Below are 26,242 nucleotides of genomic sequence, written 5' to 3'. Positions count from 1 at the left end.
GGCGCGATAGCCGAGGAGCATACGACCGACGAACGACCGCTGCGGACCATCCGCATGTTCCCAGACAATGCGGATACGGTGCTGTGGATCAGCATGCCCATCGACTACGAGGACACGGGGCTGTCCGGCGCACTTTCGCCGAGCAGGGCGTGCGTCTCGCGCGACTCGTTTCTGCCGAAGTCGGCCCGCAGTTCGTCGTCGAGATCTCTTCATCTGAGGAGGACGCGGAAACTGTGCGAATGCGGGCTGAGCATTCCGCCGGTAACCCGAAGGCGGAATCAGCCTTCGCACGGCTGTTCGACGAGGCGGAGGAACGACGACGCATGAGCTCGGTCGTACCCTGTTCATCCGCCTGGGCAGGTCGTCCAAACCGGTTCGATGGTTCGTGGTGCCCCCGGTCGGACTTGAACCGACGACCAAGGAATTATGAGATCACTGAGTTTTCGTTGCCAGCACTGGGATCGCGTCCCAACTCTGCAACAACTCTGCAAGTCAGTTTTACTCGGGCGAGCTTGGCAGCTCTCGAGCCTGGCCGCGTTTAGCATCCGCATAGAGCTTGCCGAGCGCATCGGCAACCGAGGTTAGATCGTCGTTGAATAGGTGAGAATACGTGTCGAGTGTCGTGGACACCTTAGAGTGACCGGCAAACTTGGAAGCGACCACGACGCTCGCCCCCGCACCCACCACCAGAGAGACACATGTGTGCCGAAAGCCGTGCGCTGTGAAGTCCTCGGGGAAGTCGGTCTCGCCACGCTCAAGCGTGTAGTCATGCTCGGCATCATCAAGACCGAGAGCCTGCCGAGTGGCAGGGTCGGCGGTGCCAGTGACAGGCAGGTCGTGATCGCGCTGGGCTTGCTCGACGGCTCGGGCCGTCTCGGGGCCGTAGACGTGGAAGTCACCGCGATACTCCGAGACTCCGAGCGCGTCTTGCAGACGCTCGACAGCAGACGCAGCCACGGCGAGAGCAGGCTTGAGACCACGGTTAGCGAATCCCTGATAGATCAAATCCCCTCCTCGCGACGCGGTGAACAGGAGATCGTCAAGACCACGACGACGTGACTCTGCAATCTCCAAAGCGACCTGAGTAAGCGGTATGTCACGCTGACCTCCACCCTTGGTCGTGTCAGCGTAACTAATCCGGTTGTCGACCGTCCGCTGAGTCCTCCGAACCCTGAGGACACTCCCGTCCACATCACGGCCACGGAGAGCCGCAAGCTCTCCGAACCTAAGACCAGTCAACGCAAGAAAGATGAACATCTCAGCGTAGTGCGTTGGAGCACATGCTGAGAGCCTGAGAACCTGAGGCATCTTGAGCGCAAGACGCTTCGCGTCACCCGACTCCCCGGACTTCGGGAGCTGCTTGAGCAGTGGCCTAACCGGGTTGCCGTTCATGTACCGTCCATCGGCGTAGGTGATGAGGCGGTTGAACTGCTTGACCCCTGCGGTCTTTTGCCCTCGGGTCGGGAAGTCTCCGCGCTCTACCCAATCGCGGACAGATGCCGGTGTCACCGTCGAAAGCGGTGCCATGTCCCAGCGGGGTTTGATCACGGACTTATAGATCTTCTCGTACTTCTCCAAGGAACTCGGGGCCGCGCCCTCGGGGCCGCGACCGCCTGACTTCCTGAGGTAGTCCATGTACTCGCGGTGGAGCTGGCCGACCGTGATCTTCTGGGCCTTGGACTGATCTACCGCATTGTGATTGTCGAACGCTTCATGCGCTTTGCGGTCGAAGTCCTCCGCTTCCTTGCGGACGCGGAACTTCTTCCGCTTATAACTCCGCCCTCCCCCGTCCGGGACGGGATAAAGGCATGTCCACCGCAGCTCCCTCGGGCCGAGTTCGGCCCTGGGGTCGCCGGTCTTCTCGCGGAGCTTCTGCCGCTCATCCGTGATGCTCATGTCTGCAAGTCTACAGTGGCCAGTTCCCTGGTCGAACGGAACCTGATCCGCAGCCGAACCGGGTTTAGTACGTTTTGTTCACGGTCTCGTATCGGTCGCACGCTCCCGTGTGCACCTAGATGTAGGGGAACATAAAGGTCTGTAATCAAGATCACTAGGGCGTCATGTCACTAAACCGCCGATTCGACACCCTCTAATAAGTAGAGGCAGTAAGTCATGGGATGGAACTCACAGGTTCAGCATGTTGTGGGGATGTTCTACCAACACCCTCTAGTAGATGAGAGGCAACGCGAACGGCTTAGGCCGCCGCGTGGCACATCTCACACTCTCTCCATGTCAGCGACAGCTCCCACTGACACCCTCTAATAAGTGAACGTTCCCAAACGTTCCTGAAATCACACAGAGGCATTGTGAATTTACCCTCTGGATTCACACCCTCTAGCAAATAGAACCACCACGACAACAGCACCGCCCAATCGGGACGGTGCTTTTTCTATGCCCGAACGCGGGCAGAACGGATAGCACCATGAGCAGCAACATCACGCCTGCCGTCCTCAACGACGAGCAGGCTGCCGAATACCTCGGGATCACGAAGTACTGGCTGCGCAACAATCGGCGGTCGCCTGCGGCACCGCCACACCTCAAGATCGGCGGCCGAGTTCGGTACCGAGTCGAGTCACTTGATGCGTGGATCTCGCAACAGGAAGTGAAGTACTGAGGCTAGCCCCCTCCGCTAGGGCTGCGGGGGCTTGAGCAAGAGCAAGAGAGCAAAGGCATAGATACATACAACGGGAATGCCCCCATCGAAACGCGGCCCTCATTGAGGGACCGCTCCCCCGCCGAGCATCTAGGCCGAAAGGAGGTTGAGCAGCATCGACTGACGAATATTTGTGCACACCAAAACCGCGTGGCCGGGGACGACCACGAAAGGACAAACGCCCTTGCGAGATGGACGACTGCGAGAACGATGGTCGCCACAACGTAGAGGGCAAGTTTGTTTGCCCTAAACATCGAATGCGCCACGACCGAGCAACCAAGAACCGTTGCTTTGTTCGCGGGTGCGACGGTGTAGTCCGGTTCGGCCAGAAGCGGGACGGCCCGCGCTTCTGTAGAACGCACGAGCAAGGCTATCAGACGGAGAACGTGGATGAACTCGAGTCGAGTCTCGACTACATAGCAGACAACACCGCCGAGGTCGGTGAACTCGGCTGCTGGCAATACCGAGGCACACAGCCTAACGGCTACGTGCCGAGTCCCGACGATGACCGGACGCGGACGAAGCTCCTATCGAACGGTCTGAACTGGTTGGCACACCGCTTCCTCTATGTCTACTTCTTCGGTGGGCACCGGGGTGATCGGGAGCTGCACCACCTATGCCGAGTCCCGGCATGTGTGAGGCCCGGGCACCTGGTGCCGGTGACGGGCGCCTATAACCGCTGGATCGAATCGGACGATCCCGACGCGGTGCAACAACGCGAGCTTGATCGCAAACGAATCAAGCACGACCCCGAGAGGCCGGATGATCCGGCCAAGGCCGACGAACTCGACAGGTTCGCGGCACGAATCAAACGCAAAGGAATCAAACACAATGACACATAGCTCAGACCTCGAATGGTCCCCTATTGCAGACCTCGAAGTAGGCGAGGCGTACACGCTCTCGACCTCATCACCACTGACATACATTCTTGTCGGAAAGCACACCGGGCGCGGGGGCCGCGCCGAGTATGACGCGACAACGATAGTTGGGCCAGGTGGCCGAGGTTACACCCGCTCCTACTTCCGGGGTGATCTCGAAGTCCTGGTAGTTCCTCCGGAGGAAGTCGGCGCCAGGATCGCCGACGCTGCCGAATCGTTCAGCACCCGATCGTTCACAGGGCGTGAGCACATCAGCCTCAGTTCAGACAGTTGGCCCAATAGCGTGCTGGCTCAGGGGGTGGCCGCTTGACGATGACAGGCGAGCTGACATCTCCAGAGGATCGAACCCCTGGTCGATCCGTGATTGACCGTGAGCTCTTCGTCGCGCTCGCCTCTGCAGAGCTTGAACGACTACAGGCCCATCTCAACCGACTCGAAAGCCGTGAGCTTTCGTCCCCGAGCCGAAGGCGTGCGGGACGGATCAGAGTGCTTGTGAAGCAGATCGGTCGAGCGACCGATGCCCTTGAAGAACTGGAGAAAACCGAATGAACGTAAGCGAGACAGTGACCATCGACGGCAAGACCGCCGAGGTCGTGGAGCTGCGCAAGACTGCACCGGTCGCCGTGGTCGTGTTCGACACTGGCGAGCGTGAACTGTGGTGGTACGGCGACACCGAGGCGACCGACACCGCCACAGGCTCGGGGCGCGGCCCCGGCGAGTTCGCTGACAGCTGGATCGAGACTCACATCCTCGGGCCGATCAACAGCGGCCCGATGGCAGACCAGCTTGCGGAGCAATGGGGAATACCTGCTGAGACTACCGGCAACGGCGATTCACTGCCCGTCACGGATATCCCGGTGCGATCACCCTCCCTAGCCACTCAGGGGCACGAAACCTCTCGACAGGCACGTCGGTGGCAAGGGGTCTACGGCTGGTACGACCGCGCGGGATTGTGCCCGCGCTGCTGCGCACAAGCCGCCTGGGGGCATCAGCTCGGATTCTCCAACGTGAAGCCGCCCTGCCTGCCGTGCTCGGTGATCGTCGCGGCATTCCCCGTAACAGCCGCTAACGGCTGGAACCAACTCACTGAGCACACCGCACCGCAATACGCGCCCAAGGCTGTCGCCTAGGGCATTCCATGCCCGTCCTGGGCACCGGGGTCGAACTACCCCACCCCAGTTCAGGACGGGCAATCAATCGCAGAATCAAGCTTTACAACACGATATAAGGAATCTACATTGAACACACACGAGAACAACGCCCAGCCAGCACACGACAACGCCAAGAGCGCACTTGCCAAAACACTCGATAATCTTGCCACCGAGCAGAAAGCCCTGAGCGCGGCTGAGGCTGACCTCGACAATTTTAATGCTCGACTGGATGCAGCTAAGACGCTGCCGAAGAACGCGGCCCACGACGGGGCCGAACGCGAGGGAGCCGTGACATTCCACCGTAAGCGCGTGGAGCGTGCGACGGGGGCCGTCGCTGAGGCCCGGGCCGAGTTCGACCGCGCCGAAGTTGCGCTCACCGAGGCTCGCTGCCTCGACCGCGCCGAGGCGGTCGCGGCCTTTGACGATGACGAGTGGGCGGCAGAGTTCGCCGCCGAAGCTCAGGCAATCGCGGATAAGTACCTCGGGCAGCTGTATGACGTGAACGAGCTGGAAACCGAGGCGATCATGCTCGGCAAGTCCATCGGCCTCGACTCGATAGCTCAACACCCGGATAGCCGGGTTCGAGTGCAGCTCACCAGCGGAGGGCCGCTGCTCACCCTAGACGGGCAGGGCGTGAGTCCTGCGATCCCCTCGACCGGACTCGACGCGCTGCGCGAGTCGATCCGAGACAGCCGTTACGATGCTGAGCTGGAGGCCGAGGCCAAGCGAGAGCGGGAAGAACGCGCCGCGCTCGAAGCCGAGCGCAAGGAAGAACGCGAGCGGTACGAGGCGTACCGGCAGGCCGAGCGCCAGGGCGGTGCACAGCCGTTCCAATACACGGCACCGACAGGCCGACCTATGTTGACCCGGGACATCCACGGGAACGTGGTCAAGGGCATGACCACGACACCGGACGGTGTGAGCACCGTCGCCATGCGATGAGCTAGACCGAGCACCGATCAGGCGGGGCAGGGCTTCACGGCCTTGCCCCGCTTTTGTCGTATCTGCGGACTTCCCAGAGTGTTTGCAATTTTCAGGGCCGACGTTGCCGCGCGGCTCGACCGGGGCCGAATGGTTTCAATCCTAAGTTACTCGACAGGACGGTTGAGTAACCCTAGGGCAGGCGAGCGAGGCCCGAGACCTCGGGGCCGAGGGGCGAACCACTGGCATGGCTACGAGCTTTTCATCCGGGAGCGACCGCTCCTGCTATCCACTACCGGTCCAGGTGGCCGAGGCGGGAGGGGGCATGCCCCCTCTGCGACGCCGCATGATCGCGGGGACGAGCACGGCGGCGGACTATCCTGACTCGTCGATGAACTCACGAACATCTTCGCGTCGATACCGAGGGGTCGAAGCGGCCAGGTAGATGCAGCGGGGACCGATCCCGTCTCGCGCCCATCGACTCAGGGTCGACACGCTGACTTGCAGGTACTCCGCAACCTGCGCTCTCGTCATGACCTCTGGATAGTCACTCAGACTCCGGCTCTCGATACCGTTGCCGCCCACCACTCGCGCCTTTCAGCTCAGGGGGTGCCCGATGCACCGCTCTGCTGCCAATCATCATGACGTAACCAAGCTACATTCAAGCCGAACGCAGGGAATCCACAAAGGTGTACTTTTCTAGACGATCTGAACGAGTCTAGATCTAGCGTCCAAAAAAGCCCGTCAAGATATTTCTTGACTCGGATCCAAGAAGTCCCTAGACTTTCTGGACAGAAGCCAAAAGCCCTCACGAGAGAGACAGACCATGACCGTCTATGGATACGCCCGAGTCAGCTCGACAGATCAGAACCTCGACCGCCAGCGCGAGGCACTGGCCGACGTGGACAAGCTCATCACCGAGAAGAAGTCAGGCAAGAACACCGAGGATCGGCCAATGCTGGGCGTGCTCATTGACGAGCTGGCCGAGGACGGCGACGTGATCCGTGTGAAGTCCACAGACCGACTCGCCAGGAATACCCGCGACCTCCTGGAGATTGCCGAGAAGCTGGCCGACAAGGGAGTCAGTCTAGAGTTCATCGACAACCCCGGGATGAACATGGGCACCGCCCAAGGAGAACTCATGCTCACAGTGTTCGCGGCATTCGCAAAATTCGAGAGAGACCTAATCAATGAACGTCAGCGTGAGGGCATCGCAGCCGCTAAGGCTGCTGGCAAGCCGTTCGGACGAAAGAAGTCCCTCACTTCCGAGCAGATCTCGGAAGCGGCTCAGAAGCGGCAGGACGGCGCGAGCGTGGCCGACCTGGCCCGAGACCTCGGGGTTTCGAAGCAGACGCTCTACACAGCGTTAAAAAGCGTCTAAGTCATAGGCATCAGCACTGCCCCGGCCATAACGCCGGGGCTTTTGTTATTTGATCGGCATCGACAAGTGCGCGGGGTACAGCTTCACTTGAGTCATGAACAGCGAACAATATATGGATGACCCGGTATTCGACGTATACGCACCTATGATTCGCAGCTGGGACCAGCGCACCAAAATTAAGCCTGATGTCTTTCCTGGATGCCAGCTAGCTAAGGAACTCTATGCGGAGACACCGATACTGGCCTGGACAGCGCTGGTGGCCTCTGTCGACAATCTCGCCGCATTGCTGAAGCTTTACGAACACGAGTCTTTGGAGTTTCACGACACAGCGTTCTTCTCCATCGCACGCCCGCCGCTGCTTGCTGCCTCAACTGCATATTGGCTATTGGCACCAAGGAAGTACCAGCATAGGATTCGGCGCGGACTCAGTCTCTTAGAAGAGAACTTAGTCAACATTGACGGCTTCCAGCGTCCACTCGTTGGAGACCAGGAGCAGTCATCCCTCAGTTTCGCTGACGAGATTGAGAAAGAACGTAGCCGAATTGCGAATGTCTGGCAGAGCCTCGGTGTTCCGCCGAAGGAAAAGCCCGACGATACGTGGATTGTCGACTACACCGCACGCACGCTAGAAAAGCAAGACCGCTGCGACCACACCCAAGTTCTCAGCTACTGGCGGCTCTGCAGCGGACACGCTCATGCAATGAGATGGGCAATGAAAATGCCGCAACCTGAAAACCCTTACACATCGATGAACAACCTAATGGGGATTGGGGTTGCCCTCACCTATGCGGCGTTCGAACTCTGGGACGAACGCACCCTAGTGCAACACTAAACTCTGCAACAACTCTGCAAGTCGCTAAGAGAATCAGGGGTGACACGCCGGTACATTTGACAACCGCACCTCAGTGTGCATCTCTATCGAATTGGCAACGAAGAAGCCCCGCTTTCCCTTGTATTTACAGGGATCGCGGGGCCTTCGTTCGTGGTGCCCCCGGTCGGACTTGAACCGACGACCAAGGAATTATGAGTTCCCTGCTCTAACCAGCTGAGCTACGGGGGCCAGCCGAGACAACATTAGCACCATCGGAGTCCGCTTCCCCATTCGGAACACACGCGGGTTCTGCGGAGTCGAGACACCCGGACTCGCTCTGCTCAGGCGCGCAGGTTCGCCGTTGCGGTAAGAGGTGCGACTCGAGTGAGAACGCTGCGTGCGGCGTCGACGCATGTGTATCGGTCGGTCGTGATGTAGACATCGAAGACGGTCTGTCCGTCGCTGCCCGGATCGTTGCGTTTCGACGCGGCAACCATGCCCGACCAGTCCGGCCCGACCACGACGACGCCGTGTTCGTTGCGGATGGGATCGGACGCATCGACGAGTCCGGTGCGCACTCCGGGAATCGGCGGTCCGTCGAAGCCGCCGGAGAACATCGCCGTGAGCCCCACGGTGTCGCGGATCTTCTCATAGCGGAGTCGCGTCGCCTCGGAGAATTCGTCGTCCTCCCCGAACACGCCGAGGGTGATGGTTGCGGTACCCGATGCCAGAGCACGTTCTTCCAGGGCAGCGATCTGAGCGACGAGGAGTTCGCGGTTCATCACCAGAGGCTCCCGCCGCAGTCCCTGAGAGATCGAATACGGGGTGCCCAGTGCCGGCAGATTGCGAGAGTAGTGAGAGACGAGGGCGTCCTCACTCGGCTCGGAGAACGCCTGCGGCTGCTTGGTGGCCTCACCGAAGTAGGGCCCGGACATGAACCTTGCCCCCAGCGCACGAACACGGTCCAGATCGTCATCGGTCTCGACACCGTCAGCGAGGATGACCGCTCCCGTGCGTTCGAGATGGGCGTGGAGAAGGCGGTTGAGTTCGGCCAGATGAGAATCGCAGTCGATGCGCAGAACGTCCGGATGGAGTCCGACCACCGAAGGATTGACCAGCGGGACGAAGGCGGTGCTGCGCAGGTCGGCACCTACCGAAGACATGCCCACTCCCCACCCCATGGCCCGTGCGGAGCGCACCGAACGCAGCACGGAGGCCGGGGACGAGGCGACACGGGTCGCGTCGAGCTGAAGGATGACCGAGCGGTCGGGTTCTCCGGTACGTTCCTCGAGGGTCGCGAAAGACTCAGCTTCGGCGTGGAGGAACAGGCGGTTCGACTTCGGCAGTCCGGCACCTTCTGCCGTGCGCAGCGCGGAGTCTCGCAGAGAGGCGTCGATATCACCCGTGATCGTCGAGGCGCGCATGGCGCGGCGCAGGTTCTCCGACTCGGCACGACCCAACTCCGGGGAACCTGTGGGAGCCTGCAGAATCTGGTGGCCGACCCGCTGGAAGGTCAGTGCGTCGACGACGGGGGCGAAATAGGTTTCTATCCCTCCCGAGCGCACGAGTTCCTCGAGCTCCAGCTCGTCATCGGGTACGGCCTCGACCACTGTGTTTCCTTCCATGGGCTGATGTGCGTTCACAGTCTTCCACATTCGGACACAGCGGATTGTCTAAAATCCGTAACATTATTGCGCTGACAGCTGACGATTGCCTGACTCGGCCGGGCGCGCCGCGAACGGCCCTCAAGCCCGGCGGGGGCCGCCTCGGCGAACCTCGATGAGACCGACGATTCCGGCGAGGATGACGATGACGGCGATCGCGACGAACGCCCCCATCATCCCCCAATGCCAATTGCTCACCGCGGTGATCGAGAACGCCAGCGCGGTCATGATCGCCAGCCCCATCGAAGTGCCGATGCGCTGCCCTGTCTGCAGAACTCCTCCCGCGGATCCGGCGTATCTCAGGGGAACCTCCTGCAGAGTGAGAGTCTGATTGGGGCTGATGACCATGCCCTGCGCGGTGCCGATGAACGCCAGAGTCAGCAGCATCCACCACTCGCTGCCGATGCCCTGGGACAGCAGCGCAACGACGGCGATCGTGGCCACCAGACCGACGAGGCACAGCGCGATCCCCCAGACAACGAGGCGGCGGCCGATCTGGAAGACGAACCGTCCGGACACATCGGCTGAGACCGCCGAGCACAGCGCGGCCGGCAGACCGATCATCCCCGCGGCCAGGGCTGTATGTCCCAGCCCCTGCTGCATGTACATGGCGACGAGAACCCAAACACTGGTGACGCCGAGGAAGTAGAGAGCGATGATGATCGAACCGTTGCTGAAGCTGCGGGTGCGGAAGAGATCGAGATCGACCATCGGGGGACGGCCCAGACGCGCGTACCGACGTTCCCACCGGGCCCACACCCAGATCATGCCGATGCCGATCGGCAGGGACAGCCAGATGAACCAGCCCAGCGATGATTCGACGAAGGGCAGGAGGATGAGGAGGACGCCCACGCCGAGGAGGGTGACCCCCACGGGGTCGAGATCCTTGCCGCCATCTGAGTTCTTCGCATTTTGGTCGACGGCGGGTCGCCATGCGCCGGCAGGCAGCCAGGCCCGGGCGAGGATGAGGGACGCGATGGCGAAGGGCACATTGACCAGGAAGGTCGCTCTCCAGCCGAGGTCGCTGCCGAACAGTGCGATGAGGGAACCGCCGAGCACAGGGCCGATAGCCACCGACAAGCCGACGGTGGTGCCCATCAGCCCGAATGCGCGACCGCGTGGCGGCCCTTGGAAGTACTGCTGCAGCAGGCCCACGACCTGTGGGTTGAGGAATCCCGAGCCCAGCCCCATGGTCACTCGGGAGATGTTGAGCGTCAGCGGATCAGGGGCGATTCCGGCCACCAGCGAGGACAGGCCGAACAGGCCGACTCCGATGGCGAACAGCTGTCCGCGCCCGAAGACGTCTCCGGCACGTCCGGCGGCGACGAGGACCACACCGAAGGACAGCGCATATCCGGTGAGCACCCATTGCAGCGCCGAAGTGGAAGCGTCGATATCAGCAGCGATCGACGGCAGGACGACGTTGATGCTGGACACCGACAGCAGGGACATGAAGAGGGGAACGAGGCCGATGAGGAGGATGCGCTTCTGCGTCTGCGTCATCTTCGTGTGCTCGCTCACGCGGCCCCCTCAGCCATTCATCGTCTCTGCCTCGTCTCATCCTACGTTCATGAAGTTCGGTTCGGCCCCGTGTCTCAGCTCTGTCCGGCAGGAACCCAGCCCAGTGCCGGCGCAACGTGCTGCGCGAAGGAATCGAGGATGTGCAGGTTGTAGTCGACTCCGAGCTGGCTGGGGATGGTGAGCATGAGGGTATCGGCTGCCGCAATAGCCGCGTCCGCCTTGAGCTCTTCGATCAGCTTGTCCGGTTCGCCCGCGTAGGTACGGCCGAACGTCGAACGTGTGTCGTCGATGATGCCGATCTGATCCTCTTGGCCTGCCCCACGCCGACCGAAGTAGAGGTCGTCGATGTCGGTGGTGATTGGGAAGATACTGCGGCTGACGGACACTCGTGGAGTCCATCCGTGCCCCGCGGCGCTCCATGCCTGACGGTATCTGGCGATCTGCTCGGCCTGCAGGTCTCCGAATGCGGCGCCGGTCGCCTCGGTGAGCAGAGTCGAACTCATCAGGTTCACGCCCTGCTGTGCAGCCCATTCTGCGGTGGAGGCGGATCCAGCTCCCCACCAGATGCGTCGATCGAGTCCGGGGGAATGCGGTTCGATGCGCAGGAGCTTCCCCGGACCGAACTGCTGCGGATCGGCCGGGGCAAGTTCCTCGCCGCGGATGGCGCGGAGGAAACGATCGAACTTCTCTCTGGCCATGTTCGCGGCCTTCCGCTCGATGTGATCCTCGTAGCCGAAGGCTTCCCAACCGCGCAGGGCCGGCTCCGGGGATCCGCGACTGATACCCAGCGCCACTCGCTGGTCGGAGAGCAGATCGAGGGCGGCGGCCTCCTCGGCGAGGTAGAGCGGGTTCTCATATCTCATGTCGATGACCCCGGTACCGACCTCGATGTTGCTGGTCTTCGCGGCGATCATCGACAGCAGCGGAATCGGAGAGGCCGCCTGGGTCGCGAAATGGTGGACTCGGAAGTAGGCGCCGTTGACGCCGAGCTCGTCGGCACCGACGGAGATCTCCACCGCATCGCGCAGCATCTGCCCAGCGTCGAGGTCGCCGCCGTTGTCGTAGTGACCAAAACTGAGGAATCCGAAAGACTTCATGCCAGTTCAACCCGCCGCGTGCAGAGCCTATTCCCCAATCAGATCGCAGCGGCAAGAGCCACGAGGCACGACTAAGGCCCCGTCCAAACGGACGGGGCCTTGGCTGCTCCCCCGGCTGGGCTCGAACCAGCGACCCTTCGATTAACAGTCGAATGCTCTGCCAACTGAGCTACGGAGGAATGCCGCAATTTCCTGCGGATGTGTGTCTCAGCTTAGCAAATCCCCCGGCCGGCGAACAAAACCACGTCGAGTGCTTTAGCTCACAGAGTTGAGGTTGCTTCGGCCACAGGTCTGAGGGTTTCCCCACCTGTCGCCGCAGGGTTGCCTTACAGTCAGGACAAACACAGTCTGCGGCCATCTTCGCCGCCGCCTCGCGCGATAGACTCGAAGCGATCCGCTCCCCACATCCACACCGTCGATACCGGAAGACTCATCGTGACCATAGTGGCAATCGCCCTCGCCGTCCTCGCGGCCGTGGCACTGGCCTATGGTGCCTTGTATCAGCACGAAGCGGTCGCCGGGCAGGATGACTCTCACAACGGACTCAGCTGGGCCCATTTCACCGAGTTGCTGCGCAATCGTCGGTGGCTGCTCGGGCTGATCATCCTCGGAGTGGGAACGGCGGGCAATTTCGTTGCCCTGGCGCTGGCTCCGGTGATGGTCGTGCAGCCGATCGGCGCGTTCTCACTCATCGTCTCGGTGCTGCTCGGCGTCCGCCACCGCGGGCTCAAGGTCAACAGGCGACTCGTCCAGTCAGTCGTGTGGTGCACCGCTGGGGTGACGCTCTTCGTCGCGCTTTCGGCGACGACGGCACAGTCCGAGGTCCACCTCGGAGCCGATGCGATGCCGCTGTTCTGGATCACTGCCGTCGCCGTGGCGGTCGGGCTGGTGATCGTTCTGGCCTTCCGCCACGCCCCTCAGCTCGTGCTCATCATCGCCGCGGGCCTGCTGTTCGCCTGTGTGGCGACGAACGCTCACCTGGTCAGCGTCCAGTTCCTCCAGGCCGGTCTCGATCAGGTCACTTGGATCAATGTCGCAGCGCTGCTGGCGGCAGTGGCCCTGGGGTCACTGTTCGTCCAGAATTCCTATGCCGCGGGCCCGCCGGAGATGGTCATCGCCGGTCTGACCGTCATCGACCCGATCGGTGCCGTGATCCTCGGCACCGTCGTCCTCGGCGAGGCTGCCCACTCCCCCGTCTGGCTCATCATCCTCATCTCTCTCACCGGATTGGTCGCCTGCGCCGCCGTCGTTGTATTGTCGCGGTATCATCCCGATGTCAGAGATCGAGAAGCTCAGCGCAGGAACGCCCGCCGTTCCGACACCATGACCGACACCGAGGAGAGCTGAATCCTGTCTGCGCACCGTCCCACCCCGAAACGCCGCATCCTCATCCCGGCGGAGACGTACGCCCCCGAAGTCAACGGTGCCGCGAAATTCGCCGAACGGCTGGCCGAAGGCCTCGCCGCCCGTGGCAACGACGTCCACGTCGCCTGCCCCTCGGCCACGGGCAAACCCTCGGTCAGTGTCGAGAATGGGGTCACCGTTCACCGACTCACCGCTCACAGGTGGCCCCTGCACCCGACGTGGATGATCTGCATGCCGTGGGAGACGAAGCCCGAGTTCTCGCGACTTCTCGACAGTGTCCGCCCCGATGTCGTACATACTCAGGCGCACTTCGTCATCGGCCGCTATGCGTTCTCCGAATCGATCAGGCGCGGAATCCCTGTCGTAGCCACGAACCACTTCATGCCCGACAATGTCCGCCCCTACCTCAAAGCTCCGAAGGCCGTTCTCGACGGAGGCACCGCCATCGCCTGGTGGGATCTGCGCCGGAAGTTCCAGTCCGCCGATTTCATCACGGTTCCTACGCAGCTGGCCGCCGATCTGCTCACCGAGAACGGGTTCTCCTCGCCCATCAGGGCGGTGTCCTGCGGGATCGACTTGGAACGCTTTGCTCATCTGCGCGAACTCGACTGCGCCGCGTCGCGGGCCGTTCCCCCACGTGTTCTCTTCGTCGGCCGACTCTCCTCGGAGAAGCACGCCGCCGACATCGTCGAGGCCGTGGCGAAGACCGATCCCGCGCTGGGGCTCGAAGCCGATATCGTCGGCGGCGGTGACCAGGAGGAGCCGCTGAAGCACCTGGCTGCCGAACTCGGCATCGCTGATCGTGTGCATGTGCTCGGGAAGATCAGTGACAAGGCGCTCATGGAGGCCTACCAGCGCTGCACTTTCTTCTGCATGCCCTCGACCGCTGAGCTGCAGTCCATCGCTACGTTGGAGGCGCTGGCGTCGCGCAAACCTGTGGTCCTCGCCGATGCGGTGGCTCTGCCGCACCTCGTCCGCGACGACGTCAACGGGTACCTGTTCCCGCCGCGCGACACAGATGCGCTGGCTGACCGGTTCACCCGCATCTGCCGGATGCCCGATGATGAACTCGATGCCATGTCGAAGGCGTCGCTCGACGTCGTGGCCAAACACGATATCGAATACACTCTCGACACGTTCGAAGCGATCTACGACGGAGTCATCCGAGACGCCGTCGACTCGTCCGCAGCCTGAAGAATAAGCTGCCTGACGAGGCGCCGACCTGAGCGGATTCGGCCCTAGGAACCCGCAGGCGGGATGAAGACCGTCGGCGTCGTGGACATCCGGGCGAAATCGATGCCGCTGACCATATCGTCGACGGATCTCCACGGGCCACCGTCTCCGCCGAATCCCAGCGACTGCTGCATCCAGGCGAAGAGGTCCTCATTGGTCCATCCGAGGCCGCGCAGCTGCTGATAAGTCACCGCTCCATCACGTTTGGCCAACCGCTGACCGCCCTCGTTGAGCACCAGTGGAACATGCACCCAGCCCGGTTCGGGCAGACCAAGCAGCCGTGCCAGATACGCCTGCCTGGGTGCCGAAGAACCGAGATCGTCCCCGCGCAGGATCTCGTCGATTCCGGTCGCTGCGTCATCGATGGCGACGGTGAGATTGTAGGCGAAGACACCGTCACCTCGCCGCAGCACGAGATCGTCGACGACCGCCTCCACCCGGCCGAGCAGCACATCGTCGATGCTGTGGACTCGATTATCCGCGCGCAGACGCAGCGCCGGCCGCCGATCGTTCGCTTCGAGCCTCAGGCGGGCGGACTCTCGCTCCTCTTCCCCGAGGCGGCGGCAGGTCCCCGGGTATGCTCCGGGTGGTGCGTGCGGTGCGCTGGGGGCCTGAGCGATGTCCTTGCGTGAGCAATAGCATTCGTAGACGAGTCCGTCCGCCTCCAGCTTCGCAATCGCAGCGGCGTAGTCGGCAGTGCGTTCGGATTGGACCAGAGGCGCCTCGTCTGGGACGATGCCGAGTTCGGCGAAGACCTGAAGCTGTGAGTCGGCCGCGCCGGCCTTCACCCGATCGAGGTCTTCGATCCGCCACAGGAACCGCCGGCCCGTTTGCCGGGCACGCACATAGCTGAGCAGCCCGGAGCGGATATTGCCGATGTGGAGGTCGCCGCTCGGGCTCGGAGCGAAACGGCCCGCTCCGCCGCCTCGATGTCTCTCCGTCACTGATGGGCCACGAGATCGCCGTACTGCGGGAACCGCTCGAGGTAGTCCTGCACGTACGAACAGGTCGGCACGATGGTCGACCCGTCGGCCCGGATGAGGTCGAGCACGTGGGTGACGAGGGTACGTGCGAAGCCACGTCGGGAGAAGCCTTCGGAGATGATCGTGTGCTGGAGTTCCAGGGTGTGGTCATCGATGACCTGGTAGGCGAGGAACCCGATGAACTCTCCCGGGGGATCATCGGTGAACAGCTCGTACCGTTCGCGGTCGATGTTCTTCACCACTCGAACCGGTGTGGGGCTGAGTTGAGGCTGTGGCATTGATGCACTCCTTCATGGCCGACTCCTATGTGAACGATACATGGTCGAACGAGGGCCCGGTCGCTGTCGACCGGGCCCGTTCGCGACTGCAGAGTCAGTCGACGATCTTCGAGGTCAGGCCGTCGGCCTCGGTGTCGGCGGTGGTCTTGCGCTGGAGTCGGGATTCGAGCCAGCGGGCGAACCCGGCGACGATCATGTTGATGATGATGAACAGGGCCGCACCGACGATGAACGTCGGCAGCAGGTTGTTGTACTCGCGGCCGATGAGGTTCACCTGGTAGAGCAGGTCCTGATACGTGACGATGAAGCCCAGGGCCGAATCCTTCAGGAGCACGACGATCTGGGCGATGATCGTCGGCATCATCGCTCGCAGCGCCTGCGGCATGAGCACCAGGCTCATCACCTGTCCCGAGCGCAGCCCGATCGCCATGGCCGCTTCACGCTGCCCGGTGGGGACGGCGAGGATGCCTGCGCGGATGATCTCGGCCAGCACCATTCCGTTGTAGAGGGTCAGGCCGAAGACGACCGACCAGAAGGCACCGATCTCGTTGCCGAAGAGGAGGAACATCGCGAAGATGAGCAGCAGTACGGGCACGCCGCGGAAGAATTCGAGGACGATCGTTCCGGGAACCGAGATGACCTTCTTGCTCGACAGCCGCAGGAGGGCGAAGACTACGCCCACTGCCAACGCGAGGACCGAAGCCACGACCGCGACTTTGAGGGTCGCGAGCATGCCTTGAAGCAGGACGGTCTGAATCTGCGCGAAGGTGAAGGGGTACCACTTCTCGGGTTCGAGCTGACCGGCGTCGGCGAATTTCCAGATCACAAACGCCACGAGAGCCAACAGCACGATCAGCGACACGATCGAGAGGATGATGTTGTTCCGGCGGGACTTCGGCCCCGGTTCGTCGAACAGCACTTGCGTGGGTGCGCTCATCGCAGAATCACCAGCTTCTTCTCCAGGTAGTCGAAGACACGGCCGAGCAGCAGAGCCAGGATCAGATAGGCCAATGCGGTGCCGAAAAGAATCGGGATGACGAGGTCACCGCGGATTTCGATGGCATTGCGCATCGCGGAGATCAGCTCTCGGTTGTTGAACGCAGAGGCGATCGAGGTGTTCTTGAGCATCGCGATGATCACACTGCCCAGGGGCGGGATGACCGTGCGGAAGGCCTGCGGCAGAACCACTTCACTCAAGGTCTGTCCGAAGCTCAGGCCCACTGCGCGGGCGGCTTCGGCCTGTCCGACGGGAATCGTCGAGATTCCCGACTTCAGCGTCTCCGCAACGAAGCACGCGGTGTAGGCGATGAGAGCGATCGTGGCGTAGACGAAGGAGTTGAAAGAACTCGTCGAACCGAATCGGATGTCAAGGAACGGTAGTCCGAATGCACAGAAGAACATTACGAGCGTCAGCGGAGTGTTCCGGACGACGTTGATGTACGTCGACGCGGCGATGCGCAGCACCGGGGTCGGTGAGACCCGCATGGCGGCTAGCACCGTACCGAGGATCATCGATCCGATCAGGGCGACGGTGAAGAGTCTGATCGTTCCCCACGCGCCGGAGAGGAACATCTGGAGAAGCTCCAGGAAATCCATGGCAGATTCCTTAATCGATGCGAGGGCACCGCAGCCGGTGCCCTCGCATCATGTCAATCTGTGGACTGGGTCAGTAGCGGTCGACCTTGGGCATGTCGACACCATCGGTCGATCCGAGTGTGTATTCGAATGCCTTCTTCCAATCGCCGTCGTCCATGCCCTTCTCCAGTGCATCGTTGACCGCGTCCCGCAGGGCTTTGTCGCCCTTGGGCAGTCCGACGCCGTAGGGCTCTTCGGTGAAGGGCTTGCCGACGACTTTGAATTCGCCTTCGTACTGCTTGGCATAGCCGCGCAGGATCGCGTCATCGGTGGTTACCGCGTCGACGGATCCCGACTGCAGGTCGGTGACGCACTTCGAGTAGGCATCGTAGGTGACGAGTTCGGCCTTCTTGTACTTGTCCTTGATGTTCTGTGCCGGAGTCGAACCGTCGACGGAGCAGACCTTCTTGCCGTCGAGATCCTCAGGACCGGCGATATCAGAGTCCTCGGCCACGAGCAGATCCTGACCGGCGACGTAGTACGGCCCGGCGAAGTCGACGACCTTCTTGCGCTCGTCGTTGATCGTGTAGGTGGCGACGACCATGTCGACGTTGCCCTGCTGCAGGAACGGCTCACGGTTGGCCGAGACGGTCTCCGTGTACTTGATCTGGTCGGGCTTGAATCCGAGCTGTGCGGCGACCATCTTCGCGATCTCGATATCGAAGCCCTCGGGCGTCTTCGATCCGGCCGAGACGTTTCCGAGACCCGGCTGATCGTACTTCACGCCGATGGTGATCTCGCCGGCGTCCTTCGCCGCCTTCCACGTCTTCGAGTCGGCGATGTCCGCGCTTTCGTTGACCGTGTATTCGGGTGCTTCTGCCTTGGCTCCGTCGCCGTCAGCAGGTGCGTCCGGGGTTCCGCCCTGGCCGCAGCCGCTGAGTGCCAGCATTCCGATGGCCACCGAGGCGACCGCCAGTCTGAGCTTCTTCATGGTCTCTCCTTGTGAGTGAGGTAGTGCTGATTGAAAGCGGTGGTGTCAGTTGGTGAGGATCTTCGACAGGAAGTCTTTGGCTCGGGCGCTCTGGGGGTTCGTGAAGAACTCCTCGGGTTCGGCGACTTCGACGATCTCCCCGTCGGCCATGAACACCACGCGATGGGCGGCTTTGCGGGCGAAGCCCATCTCGTGTGTGACCACGACCATGGTCATTCCCTCCTCGGCGAGTCCGACCATGACGTCGAGGACTTCGTTGATCATCTCCGGGTCCAACGCCGAGGTGGGCTCGTCGAAGAGCATCACCTTCGGCTTCATCGCCAGAGACCGGGCAATCGCAACACGCTGCTGCTGACCACCGGAGAGCTGAGCCGGATACTTGTCGGCCTGGTGGGCGACGCCGACGCGTTCGAGCAGCGCCATCGCCTGCTTGTCCGCCTCGGCCTTCGGGATCTTTCGCACCTTGATCGGTCCCAGAGTGACGTTCTCGAGAATCGTCTTGTGGGCGAAGAGGTTGAAGGCCTGGAACACCATGCCGACGTCTGAGCGCAGCTGAGCCAGGGCAGCGCCTTCGGCGGGCAGTTCCCTGCCATCGATCGTGATGGTGCCGGAGGTGATGGTCTCCAGCCGATTGATCGTCCGGCACAGGGTCGATTTGCCCGAGCCGGAGGGGCCGATGACGACGACGACCTCACGTTCGGCGATATCGAGGTTGACGTTCTTCAGCGCGTGGAAGTCGCCGTAGTGCTTCTCGACATGGCTCAAGGACACCAGTGGTGGTGATTCAGCTCTCATATGTTGTGATCCTAGTGAATATGGGCGCGCAGAAGTACGGCACGCCCCGGGCAGACAGAACTGCAACCGACTTGTGACCTCGAACACTCCTCCGGCTGCAGCTCCTGCCGGGATGTGTCCGTCGCCCTCAGTCGTCGACGGTATGAGCGAGCTTCTCGCCTTCTCTGCGCAGCTCGATCTTGCGGATCTTGCCCGACACGGTCATCGGAAACGACTCACGGACTTCGACATAGCGGGGGATCTTGAAATGAGCGAGTTTGCCGGAGCAGAACTCACGGACCTCGTCGGCAGTGAGCGAGTCGAATCCGTCCTTGAGGATCACCCACGCCATGAGCTCCTCGCCGTACTTCTCATCGGAGACGCCGACGACCTGGACGTCGCGGATCGCGGGATGATGGTAGAGGAATTCCTCGACCTCGCGCGGATAGATGTTCTCGCCGCCGCGGATGACCATGTCCTTGATCCGTCCGGAGATGTCGACGTACCCATCGTCGTCCATGATGGCCAGGTCGCCGGTGTGGATCCAGCGAGCCGCATCGATGGTCTCGGCCGTCTTGTCCGGCTGATTCCAATAGCCGAGCATGACAGCGTATCCGCGAGTGCAGAATTCGCCCTTCTGGCCGCGCGGAACGGTCTGTCCGGTGACGGGGTCGACAATCTTGATCTCCAGGTGGGGCATGACTCGGCCGACCGTCTCGGTGCGCTTCTCCAATGAGTCATCCACGCGCGTCATCATCGACACCGGCGCGGTCTCAGTCATGCCGTAGCAGATGGCGACTTCGGACATGTTCATATCGTCGATGACTCGACGCATCGTATTGACCGGGCAGGGCGAACCGGCCATGACACCGGTGCGCAGCGAGGAGAAGTCGAATTCCGCGAACTGTGGATGCTCGAGTTCCGCGATGAACATCGTCGGCACACCGTAGAGCGATGTGGCCTTCTCCTCGGTGACCGCCCGCATCGTCGCCACCGGGTCGAAGGCGGGAGCCGGAAGCACGATCGCTGCGCCATGGCTGAGTGCGGCCAGGTTGCCGATGACCATGCCGAAGCAGTGGTAGTACGGCACGGGAACGACCACGGAGTCGGCGGGGGTGTACGAGAGCATCTCGCCGATGAAGAAGCCGTTGTTGAGGATGTTGTGGTGGCTGAGCGTCACGCCCTTGGGGAATCCGGTCGTTCCGGACGTGTATTGGATGTTGATCGGATCATCGGCCGAGAGGTCGTCGATGAGCTGCTGCAGCCGCACCGCGTACTTCGCCCCTTCGTCGTCGAGCATCTCGCGACCCTGCCCGATGAGGTGGGCGAAAGACTCGCGCTCGCCCACCATGACACCGCCGATGAGGTCCTCGGTGACAGTGTCGAGGAAGACGAGGTCGAGGCCGGGGATCTTCGCCGCCACCTCGGTGGCGATGGCATGGAAGTCCGAGTGCGGAGGTGCGACGATCTGCGAGATCATCAGGCTCATTCCGGACTGTTCGACGACGAACTCGAGTTCGTGGCTGCGATAGGCGGGGTTGACGTTGACGAGGATCGCCCCGATCTTCGCCGTGGCGTACTGGACGAGCGCCCATTCGCCGACGTTCTGCGCCCAGATGCCGACGCGGTCGCCTTTCTTCACCCCACGTTCGAGAAGGCCGATGGCCAGTGCATCGGTATCACGATCGAAGTCGGAGTACGTCCATCTCCGGTTCGAATGCCGATCGACCAAGGCCAGCGCTTCGGGATTCTCGGCTGCGGTGCGTTTGATGTGCTCGGCGATGGTGATCCCGAGCAGCGGTTCCGTCGAAGTTCCCGACGAGTAAGACAATTCGGACACTGCGGTGTGCTCCCTTGCATGCCAATTTTCACTGTGACTGATTGCACACTATTCCGTCACGGTCCCGCATGCAAAAGCTGAGGAGGAATTCGGCGGCCTCACCTGCGGATGCGGGGTCGACTTGCCCGATGGGAGCCGAGTGGGCGACGCTTCCGTTCTCGACCAGAACCAGGGAGTCGGCCAAGGCGGTGACATCGTCGACGTCATGAGTGACGAGCAGTGCACTGCGCCCCTTGAGCAGTCGGGCCGCCACTTGCCGGGTCTCGACCGCCACGTCCGCGTCGAGGGAGGCGAGAGGCTCGTCGAGCAGCAGCAGCTTCGGTTCGACGACGAGAGCACGAGCCAGAGCGATGCGGGCGGCCTGCCCGCCGGAGACGGCGTCCGGTCTGCGGTTCGAGCATTGCCCCACGCCGAGGCGGTCGAGCATCGCCTGCGCGCGTTCATGTGCGGCGCCGCGAGACGCGCCCAAAGCCCGCAGACCGAAGCTGACGTTCTCGATAACGCTGAGATGTGGGAACAGGAGCGGGTTCTGCGCGAGATGGACGATGCCGCGATCGTGGACGGGTGGCCACAAGCCCGCGGCGATATCGAACACCGTGTGCTCCCCGATGCGGAGTCGTCCGGAGTCGGGTACGAGGGCTCCGGTGAGGACCTGGAACAGGGTGGATTTTCCGGCCCCGTTGCGACCGATGATCGCGGTGGTTCCCGGTCGAGGTGAACTGAGATCCAGTGCGATTCCACGGGCACTGAGTCGGATTTCGGCACTGATACCCTGCCCGGGGTCCGCGGATTGCGCGTCTGTGTTCTCCGCTCCCCCACGTTCGGATACATCCGTCGAGGAGCGCGGGGCCGCCTCGGCGGGGGCGGCAGCCGGGACCGTGTCGACGGGAGTCGGTGTCGGGGAACTGCGCGGGGACTTCAGGCGGGGAGCGTGCGGGGACCGGTAGGCGAGGATGATGATGAGCACGGCGATGGCGATGAGCAGGAGCGAGAGGCCGATGGCTGCCTGTGGGTCGGATTCGCGCACGAGATAGATCTGCAGCGGCATCGTCCTGGTGACACCGGACAGCGACCCGGCGAAGGTCAGCGTCGCCCCGAACTCTCCGAGCGAGCGAGCGAAGCACAGAACGGCACCCGTGATGATCCCGTGTCGGAGCAGCGGCAGGGTGACGGTGAAGAAGACGCGGTTGGGTTTCGCGCCGAGCTCGGCGGCGGTGAGCTCATAGCGGCGGCCGAGCCCCGCGGTGGCGGTCTCCACAGACATGACCATGAACGGCAGAGACACGAAGACCTGCGCCACGATCACCGCCGAGGTGGTGTAGGCGAGGCTGAGTCCCGCCGCTTCGAGTCCCCCGCCGAGGAAGGCCGACCGGCCCCAGGTGTAGAGCAGCGCGAGACCGCTGACCACCGGCGGCAGTACGAGGGGCAGCAGGATGAGGGTGCGTACGATGCGCTGGCCGGGGAACGTTCGGGTGGCGAGCAGGTACCCGAGGGGAAAGCCGATGAGGACGCTGATGAGGGCCGAGGTCACCGAGCTCAGCAGGGACAGCTTCATCGCCAGTCGGGATTCCTCGGCCGTGATCACGGCAAGCAGACCCTGCGGTTCGACCCGTGTGAGCAGGCCGATGATCGGCAGGAGCAGGAAGACGATGCCGATGACGGCGGGCAGCCACAGCCAGCTGGGGATGAGCGGATCCGATCTGAGCCGCCTCGATCGGCGGGGCGAGGACGCCGCCGGTCGGTTCGGGAAGGGCGTGGGCATTGTCAGCCTGCGGCGAAACCGGCGTCGCGCAGCAGCTTCTGGGCCGTGTCGGAGCCGAGGAACTTCACGAAAGCATCGGCTTGGTCCTGGTTCTCGCTGGCCCTGACGGTGGCGGCCGGGTAGCTGTTGACGACCTTGTCAGCGCCGTCGAGATCGACCTGTTCGACCTTGCCGTCGCCGCGCGCGATGTCAGTGACGTAGACGATTCCTGCATCGGCCTGTCCTGCGCCGACCTTGCCGAGGACATCGGTGACCGAGTTCTCTTCGCTGACCGGATCGAGTTCGACGGCATTGAGGTCGGCCCACTTCTCCGTCGCGGCTCCGCAGGGCACCTGAGGCGCGCAGACGACGAGGTCGTTGCCGGAGAAGTCCTCGGAGCTCTTGATCGCCTTCGGATTGCCGTCGGCCACGGCCAGGGTGAGCGTGTTCGAAGCGAACATCTCAGGCTCGCCTGCGAGCAGGTCATCGTTCTCCAGCGTGTCCATCGTCTTCTCATCAGCGGTGGCGATGACGTCGGCGGGGGCGCCTTCGGAGATCTGGGAGACCAGGTCGGACGATCCGGCGAAGGAGAACTTCACATCGGGTGCGTTCGGATCGGCGGCCTTGAATTCATCTGCGATGTCTTCGAATACCTCGGTGAGCGAAGCGGCGGCGAAGACGGTGATCTCTTCCGGCTGTTCCGCTTCGGCCCCCGAGTCGGGTCCCGAGGAGCAGGCGGTCAGGGTCAGGGCTGCGACGGTGCAGAGCCCCAGCAGGGTTTTCTTCATAGACCCATTGAACCCGCAGATGCGGTTCCGTGTCGACTTCAGTTCCGATTATGAGACTCGGACAGTTCGTGCGGCGTGGAAGGGTCGGCTGCCCCTCATGAACCCGGAACGGTGTCGATCGACACCATCGTCGCCTTCACCGAGGCGGTCGCGAGGCTTCCCGGTTCGAGTTCGAGTTCGCGACAGGCTTCGGCCGACATCAGCGATACCACGCGGAAGGGACCGCACTGCATGCTGACCTGGGCCATCACTCCGTCGATGCTGACGTCTGTGACGAGTCCGGCGAAGCGGTTGCGCGAGGAGCTCACGACTCCGCTGGGGTCGGGCAGAGCACCGGACGATGATTGGGCAAGAGCGGCGAGCTCACTGCCTTCGACGACCGCCCGGTTCGATGCGTCTTTGTGTTGGGAGAGGCGACCATCGGCGACCCACCGTCGCACCGTGTCATCGCTGACTCCGAGGAAGCGTGCCGCATCGCTGATACGCAGTCGGGTCACTCGAGGGCTCCTACCCATTCGTCAGTGCCATCGCTGAAGTGCTGGTGTTTCCAGATAGCGACCCGGGCCTTGACCTCGTCGATGAGCTCGGAGCAGGCGCGGAAGGAATCCTGCCGGTGAGCGGAGGCGACGACCGCGGCCAGGGCCACGTCGCCGATCTCGAGGTCACCGACGCGGTGGACGACGGAGAGCCTGACCGCGGGATGACGGGCAGCGACGTCTGCCGCCACCTCGGCGAGCTGAGTTGAGGCCAGGGGGTGGGATTCATAGTGCAATCGGCTCACTCCACGGCCTTCGTCGTGGTCGCGGATGACACCGGAGAAGCTGACGGCGGCACCACAGGCGTCGGTGAGGACCTCGGGTTCGAGTTCCTGGGTCGAAATCGGGGTCTCGACGACTCCCGTGGTCACGACGGTTCCGGTGCTCATGACTCTCGTGTCCGATCGCCGCTCTTTCCGCCGGTCTTCTCGATGACCTTGATGTCGCCGATCACGGCGTGACTGTCGACGGCTTTGATCATGTCGAAGATCGTCAGCGCCGCCGTGGTCACAGCCGTCAGCGCTTCCATTTCGACGCCGGTCTTCGACACGGTCTTGACCGCGGCGGTGATGGCCACCGCGTCCTCGCGGAGTTCGAACTCCACTTCGATTCCCGTTAGCGGCAGCGGATGGCACAGCGGGATGAGGTCGCTGGTGCGCTTGGCGCCCATCACGGCCGCGATGCGGGCCACGGGCAGGGCATCGCCCTTCGGCAGTCCCGCCTCGGCGATGAGGTCGATGACCTCGGACCGAGTGGTGATGAGGCCGGACGCGACTGCCCGGCGCTTCGTGACGTCCTTGTCGCCGACGTCGACCATCTGGGCTGTCCCCGATGCGTCGACGTGGCTGAGTTTCATGCGATCTTCCACGTCATCAGCCTATCTCCCACAGCTGAGAACGGATCGCCTGCGCCTGCATCCTCGGGTGAGACGAAGACGAGGTGGCTGGCTTCGGCATAGCTGTGGAGCAGGTGGGATCGGGAGTCGCCGATGAACTCGAGGCCAGCCTCAGTCAGTCTGGCGCGGCGGACCTGCAGCTTTCCGGCCGGAGGGGCTTCGTCGAATCCGTGAGCCAGTCGGTGGTGAGCGACTTCCCGGGGTGCCTCGTGATCGGGTAGACCGAGCAGGGCGGGGCGGATGAAGAGCTCGAAGCTGATGAGTGTGCTCACCGGGTTGCCGGGCAGCGCGACCCACGCGTGGTCGGCCAGGCGTCCGCAGCCCTGCGGTCCCCCCGGCTGCATGGCGATCGGCTCGAAGGTCATCGAAGAGTCCGCATCAATGTCGGCAGCGAGTCTGACGACTTCGTGCGCTCCCTTCGAGATGCCGCCGGTCGAGATGACCAGCTGAGCGTCGCTGTCGCGGACTCGGTCGAGCAGCTGCTGCGGGTCGTCGGGGACGAACGCGACCTCGGTGTCGACTCCGAGGCGGCGGAGCCCGGCGTTAAGCGTCACGGAATTCGCGTCGTTGATTCCGGCGGCCGCCTCGGCGGCGATCTCATCACCCGTGCTCACGACGAGGACACGCGGCAGGTCGAGCACGGGCAGTTCGTTCACTCCACACGCGGCGGCCACGCCGAGGTGGGCGGGCGTCAGCATGGTGCCCGCTGTCAGCACGGTCTGACCGGCACTCACGTCGGAACCGCGGGGGCGGACGAATGCTCCCGGGCGTGGTTCTGCACCGGCGTCGAGGGAGATGGACACGGCGCCGAAGCGTCCCGGTGCCGTGTCTTCGATCTTGACGACCATATCGGTGCCCTTCGGCAGCGGTGCTCCGGTCATGATCTCCACCGCGGTCCCCGGCTGGACTGTCTCACCACGGGCGCCCGCTGCGACGCGACCGCCTACGGGAATCGGGCTTCCGCCCATCTCTTCCACGGTGGCCGCGGCCAGGGCATAGCCGTCCATGCTCGAGTTGTCGAAGCCGGGCACATCGATCGGCGATTCCACATCGGCGGTCAGTCGCCTCGGCGCCTCCAGCAGCGAACTCAGCGGCAGGCTCACCGGACCGGTCAGCGGCGATATGATCTCGGATACGCGCTCACGATGCATCTTCGCAGTAGTCAT

Annotated in this window: 26 protein-coding genes and 2 tRNA genes; 8 read left to right on the top strand and 20 right to left on the bottom strand. The window is 62.9% G+C overall.

Features of this window, described 5'->3' with window-relative positions; genetic code table 11:
* Positions 1 to 498 precede the first annotated feature (498 nt).
* Entirely contained in the window at positions 499 to 1,896 is a 1,398-nt protein-coding gene (locus D3I60_RS14025; RefSeq protein ID WP_262776890.1) for a peptidoglycan-binding protein, read from the bottom strand.
* A 526-nt stretch (positions 1,897 to 2,422) separates the two neighbouring features.
* Here D3I60_RS14025 and D3I60_RS14020 point away from each other — a divergent pair.
* The 4 genes from D3I60_RS14020 to D3I60_RS14005 all read left to right on the top strand — a co-directional run bounded on the left by D3I60_RS14020 (position 2,423) and on the right by D3I60_RS14005 (position 5,624).
* A complete protein-coding gene (locus tag D3I60_RS14020) occupies positions 2,423 to 2,614 on the top strand; it encodes a helix-turn-helix transcriptional regulator (RefSeq protein WP_262776889.1) in 192 nt (63 codons plus the stop codon).
* A gap of 230 nt (positions 2,615 to 2,844) precedes the next feature.
* Entirely contained in the window at positions 2,845 to 3,495 is a 651-nt protein-coding gene (locus D3I60_RS14015) for a hypothetical protein (protein WP_262776888.1), read from the top strand.
* 581 nt (positions 3,496 to 4,076) lie between these two features.
* Complete coding sequence (locus tag D3I60_RS14010) at positions 4,077 to 4,661, top strand: hypothetical protein (protein ID WP_262776887.1); 585 nt, start codon at positions 4,077 to 4,079, stop codon at positions 4,659 to 4,661.
* A gap of 108 nt (positions 4,662 to 4,769) precedes the next feature.
* Complete coding sequence (locus D3I60_RS14005) at positions 4,770 to 5,624, top strand: hypothetical protein (protein ID WP_262776886.1); 855 nt, start codon at positions 4,770 to 4,772, stop codon at positions 5,622 to 5,624.
* A 354-nt stretch (positions 5,625 to 5,978) separates the two neighbouring features.
* Here D3I60_RS14005 and D3I60_RS19370 read toward each other — a convergent pair whose 3' ends face one another.
* Positions 5,979 to 6,137: a helix-turn-helix transcriptional regulator gene (locus D3I60_RS19370; protein ID WP_369415290.1), complete on the bottom strand. Its 159-nt coding sequence runs from the start codon at positions 6,135 to 6,137 to the stop codon at positions 5,979 to 5,981.
* A 292-nt stretch (positions 6,138 to 6,429) separates the two neighbouring features.
* On the opposite strand from D3I60_RS19370, the gene D3I60_RS14000 reads away from it, so the two are divergent.
* A complete protein-coding gene (locus D3I60_RS14000; RefSeq protein WP_262776885.1) occupies positions 6,430 to 6,984 on the top strand; it encodes a recombinase family protein in 555 nt (184 codons plus the stop codon).
* Between the two features lie 94 nt (positions 6,985 to 7,078).
* Positions 7,079 to 7,816: a hypothetical protein gene (locus D3I60_RS13995; RefSeq protein WP_262776884.1), complete on the top strand. Its 738-nt coding sequence runs from the start codon at positions 7,079 to 7,081 to the stop codon at positions 7,814 to 7,816.
* 151 nt (positions 7,817 to 7,967) lie between these two features.
* On the opposite strand, the gene D3I60_RS13990 is transcribed toward D3I60_RS13995, so the two are convergent.
* The 5 genes from D3I60_RS13990 to D3I60_RS13970 all read right to left on the bottom strand — a co-directional run bounded on the left by D3I60_RS13990 (position 7,968) and on the right by D3I60_RS13970 (position 12,256).
* Positions 7,968 to 8,044, bottom strand: a tRNA-Ile gene (locus tag D3I60_RS13990).
* A gap of 92 nt (positions 8,045 to 8,136) precedes the next feature.
* Positions 8,137 to 9,405, bottom strand: a complete 1,269-nt coding sequence (locus D3I60_RS13985; protein ID WP_262776883.1) for an EAL domain-containing protein — start codon at positions 9,403 to 9,405, stop codon at positions 8,137 to 8,139.
* Between the two features lie 135 nt (positions 9,406 to 9,540).
* Positions 9,541 to 10,962 carry an MFS transporter gene (locus D3I60_RS13980; RefSeq protein WP_276584640.1) on the bottom strand — a complete coding sequence of 474 codons (1,422 nt, stop codon included), beginning with the start codon at positions 10,960 to 10,962 and terminating at the stop codon, positions 9,541 to 9,543.
* Between the two features lie 92 nt (positions 10,963 to 11,054).
* Entirely contained in the window at positions 11,055 to 12,077 is a 1,023-nt protein-coding gene (locus tag D3I60_RS13975) for an LLM class flavin-dependent oxidoreductase (RefSeq protein ID WP_262776881.1), read from the bottom strand.
* 106 nt (positions 12,078 to 12,183) lie between these two features.
* Positions 12,184 to 12,256, bottom strand: a tRNA-Asn gene (locus D3I60_RS13970).
* Between the two features lie 256 nt (positions 12,257 to 12,512).
* Here D3I60_RS13970 and D3I60_RS13965 point away from each other — a divergent pair.
* Entirely contained in the window at positions 12,513 to 13,424 is a 912-nt protein-coding gene (locus D3I60_RS13965) for a DMT family transporter (RefSeq protein WP_262776880.1), read from the top strand.
* A complete protein-coding gene (locus tag D3I60_RS13960) occupies positions 13,425 to 14,636 on the top strand; it encodes a glycosyltransferase (protein WP_346659575.1) in 1,212 nt (403 codons plus the stop codon).
* A gap of 44 nt (positions 14,637 to 14,680) precedes the next feature.
* Here the strand turns inward: D3I60_RS13960 and gluQRS are convergent, their stop codons facing one another.
* From gluQRS to D3I60_RS13895, 13 genes are all read right to left on the bottom strand, one after another.
* Complete coding sequence (gene gluQRS, locus D3I60_RS13955) at positions 14,681 to 15,619, bottom strand: tRNA glutamyl-Q(34) synthetase GluQRS (protein WP_262776879.1); 939 nt, start codon at positions 15,617 to 15,619, stop codon at positions 14,681 to 14,683.
* On the bottom strand, positions 15,616 to 15,936 hold the full coding sequence (locus D3I60_RS13950; RefSeq protein ID WP_262776878.1) for a GNAT family N-acetyltransferase: 321 nt from the start codon (positions 15,934 to 15,936) through the stop codon (positions 15,616 to 15,618). The genes gluQRS and D3I60_RS13950 overlap by 4 nt, the downstream gene beginning before the upstream one ends.
* Positions 15,937 to 16,030: 94 nt before the next feature.
* A complete protein-coding gene (locus tag D3I60_RS13945; protein WP_262776877.1) occupies positions 16,031 to 16,873 on the bottom strand; it encodes an amino acid ABC transporter permease in 843 nt (280 codons plus the stop codon).
* The gene (locus tag D3I60_RS13940; RefSeq protein WP_092014068.1) at positions 16,870 to 17,532 is read right to left on the bottom strand and encodes an amino acid ABC transporter permease; all 663 of its coding nucleotides are present in this window, start codon (positions 17,530 to 17,532) and stop codon (positions 16,870 to 16,872) included. Before D3I60_RS13940 ends, D3I60_RS13945 begins: the two co-directional genes overlap by 4 nt.
* Positions 17,533 to 17,602: 70 nt before the next feature.
* On the bottom strand, positions 17,603 to 18,502 hold the full coding sequence (locus D3I60_RS13935) for a glutamate ABC transporter substrate-binding protein (RefSeq protein WP_172169335.1): 900 nt from the start codon (positions 18,500 to 18,502) through the stop codon (positions 17,603 to 17,605).
* 45 nt (positions 18,503 to 18,547) lie between these two features.
* Positions 18,548 to 19,297 (bottom strand): amino acid ABC transporter ATP-binding protein, encoded by a 750-nt coding sequence (locus tag D3I60_RS13930; RefSeq protein WP_440588578.1) that lies wholly within the window; start codon positions 19,295 to 19,297, stop codon positions 18,548 to 18,550.
* A gap of 127 nt (positions 19,298 to 19,424) precedes the next feature.
* Entirely contained in the window at positions 19,425 to 21,116 is a 1,692-nt protein-coding gene (locus tag D3I60_RS13925) for an AMP-binding protein (RefSeq protein ID WP_262776876.1), read from the bottom strand.
* A 28-nt stretch (positions 21,117 to 21,144) separates the two neighbouring features.
* Complete coding sequence (locus D3I60_RS13920; RefSeq protein WP_262776875.1) at positions 21,145 to 22,878, bottom strand: ABC transporter permease; 1,734 nt, start codon at positions 22,876 to 22,878, stop codon at positions 21,145 to 21,147.
* 2 nt (positions 22,879 to 22,880) lie between these two features.
* Complete coding sequence (gene modA, locus D3I60_RS13915) at positions 22,881 to 23,645, bottom strand: molybdate ABC transporter substrate-binding protein (RefSeq protein ID WP_262776874.1); 765 nt, start codon at positions 23,643 to 23,645, stop codon at positions 22,881 to 22,883.
* A 95-nt stretch (positions 23,646 to 23,740) separates the two neighbouring features.
* Complete coding sequence (locus D3I60_RS13910; RefSeq protein WP_101546732.1) at positions 23,741 to 24,142, bottom strand: TOBE domain-containing protein; 402 nt, start codon at positions 24,140 to 24,142, stop codon at positions 23,741 to 23,743.
* Positions 24,139 to 24,570, bottom strand: a complete 432-nt coding sequence (locus D3I60_RS13905) for a molybdenum cofactor biosynthesis protein MoaE (RefSeq protein ID WP_262776873.1) — start codon at positions 24,568 to 24,570, stop codon at positions 24,139 to 24,141. Before D3I60_RS13905 ends, D3I60_RS13910 begins: the two co-directional genes overlap by 4 nt.
* The gene (gene moaC, locus D3I60_RS13900; RefSeq protein WP_262776918.1) at positions 24,567 to 25,037 is read right to left on the bottom strand and encodes a cyclic pyranopterin monophosphate synthase MoaC; all 471 of its coding nucleotides are present in this window, start codon (positions 25,035 to 25,037) and stop codon (positions 24,567 to 24,569) included. Before moaC ends, D3I60_RS13905 begins: the two co-directional genes overlap by 4 nt.
* Entirely contained in the window at positions 25,034 to 26,242 is a 1,209-nt protein-coding gene (locus D3I60_RS13895; RefSeq protein ID WP_262776872.1) for a molybdopterin molybdotransferase MoeA, read from the bottom strand. The genes moaC and D3I60_RS13895 overlap by 4 nt, the downstream gene beginning before the upstream one ends.

Origin of the sequence: Brevibacterium permense, from assembly GCF_025506275.1 — a bacterium.
Classification (GTDB): Bacteria; Actinomycetota; Actinomycetes; order Actinomycetales; family Brevibacteriaceae; genus Brevibacterium; species Brevibacterium permense_A.
This window is presented reverse-complemented; position numbering and strand designations above follow the sequence as displayed.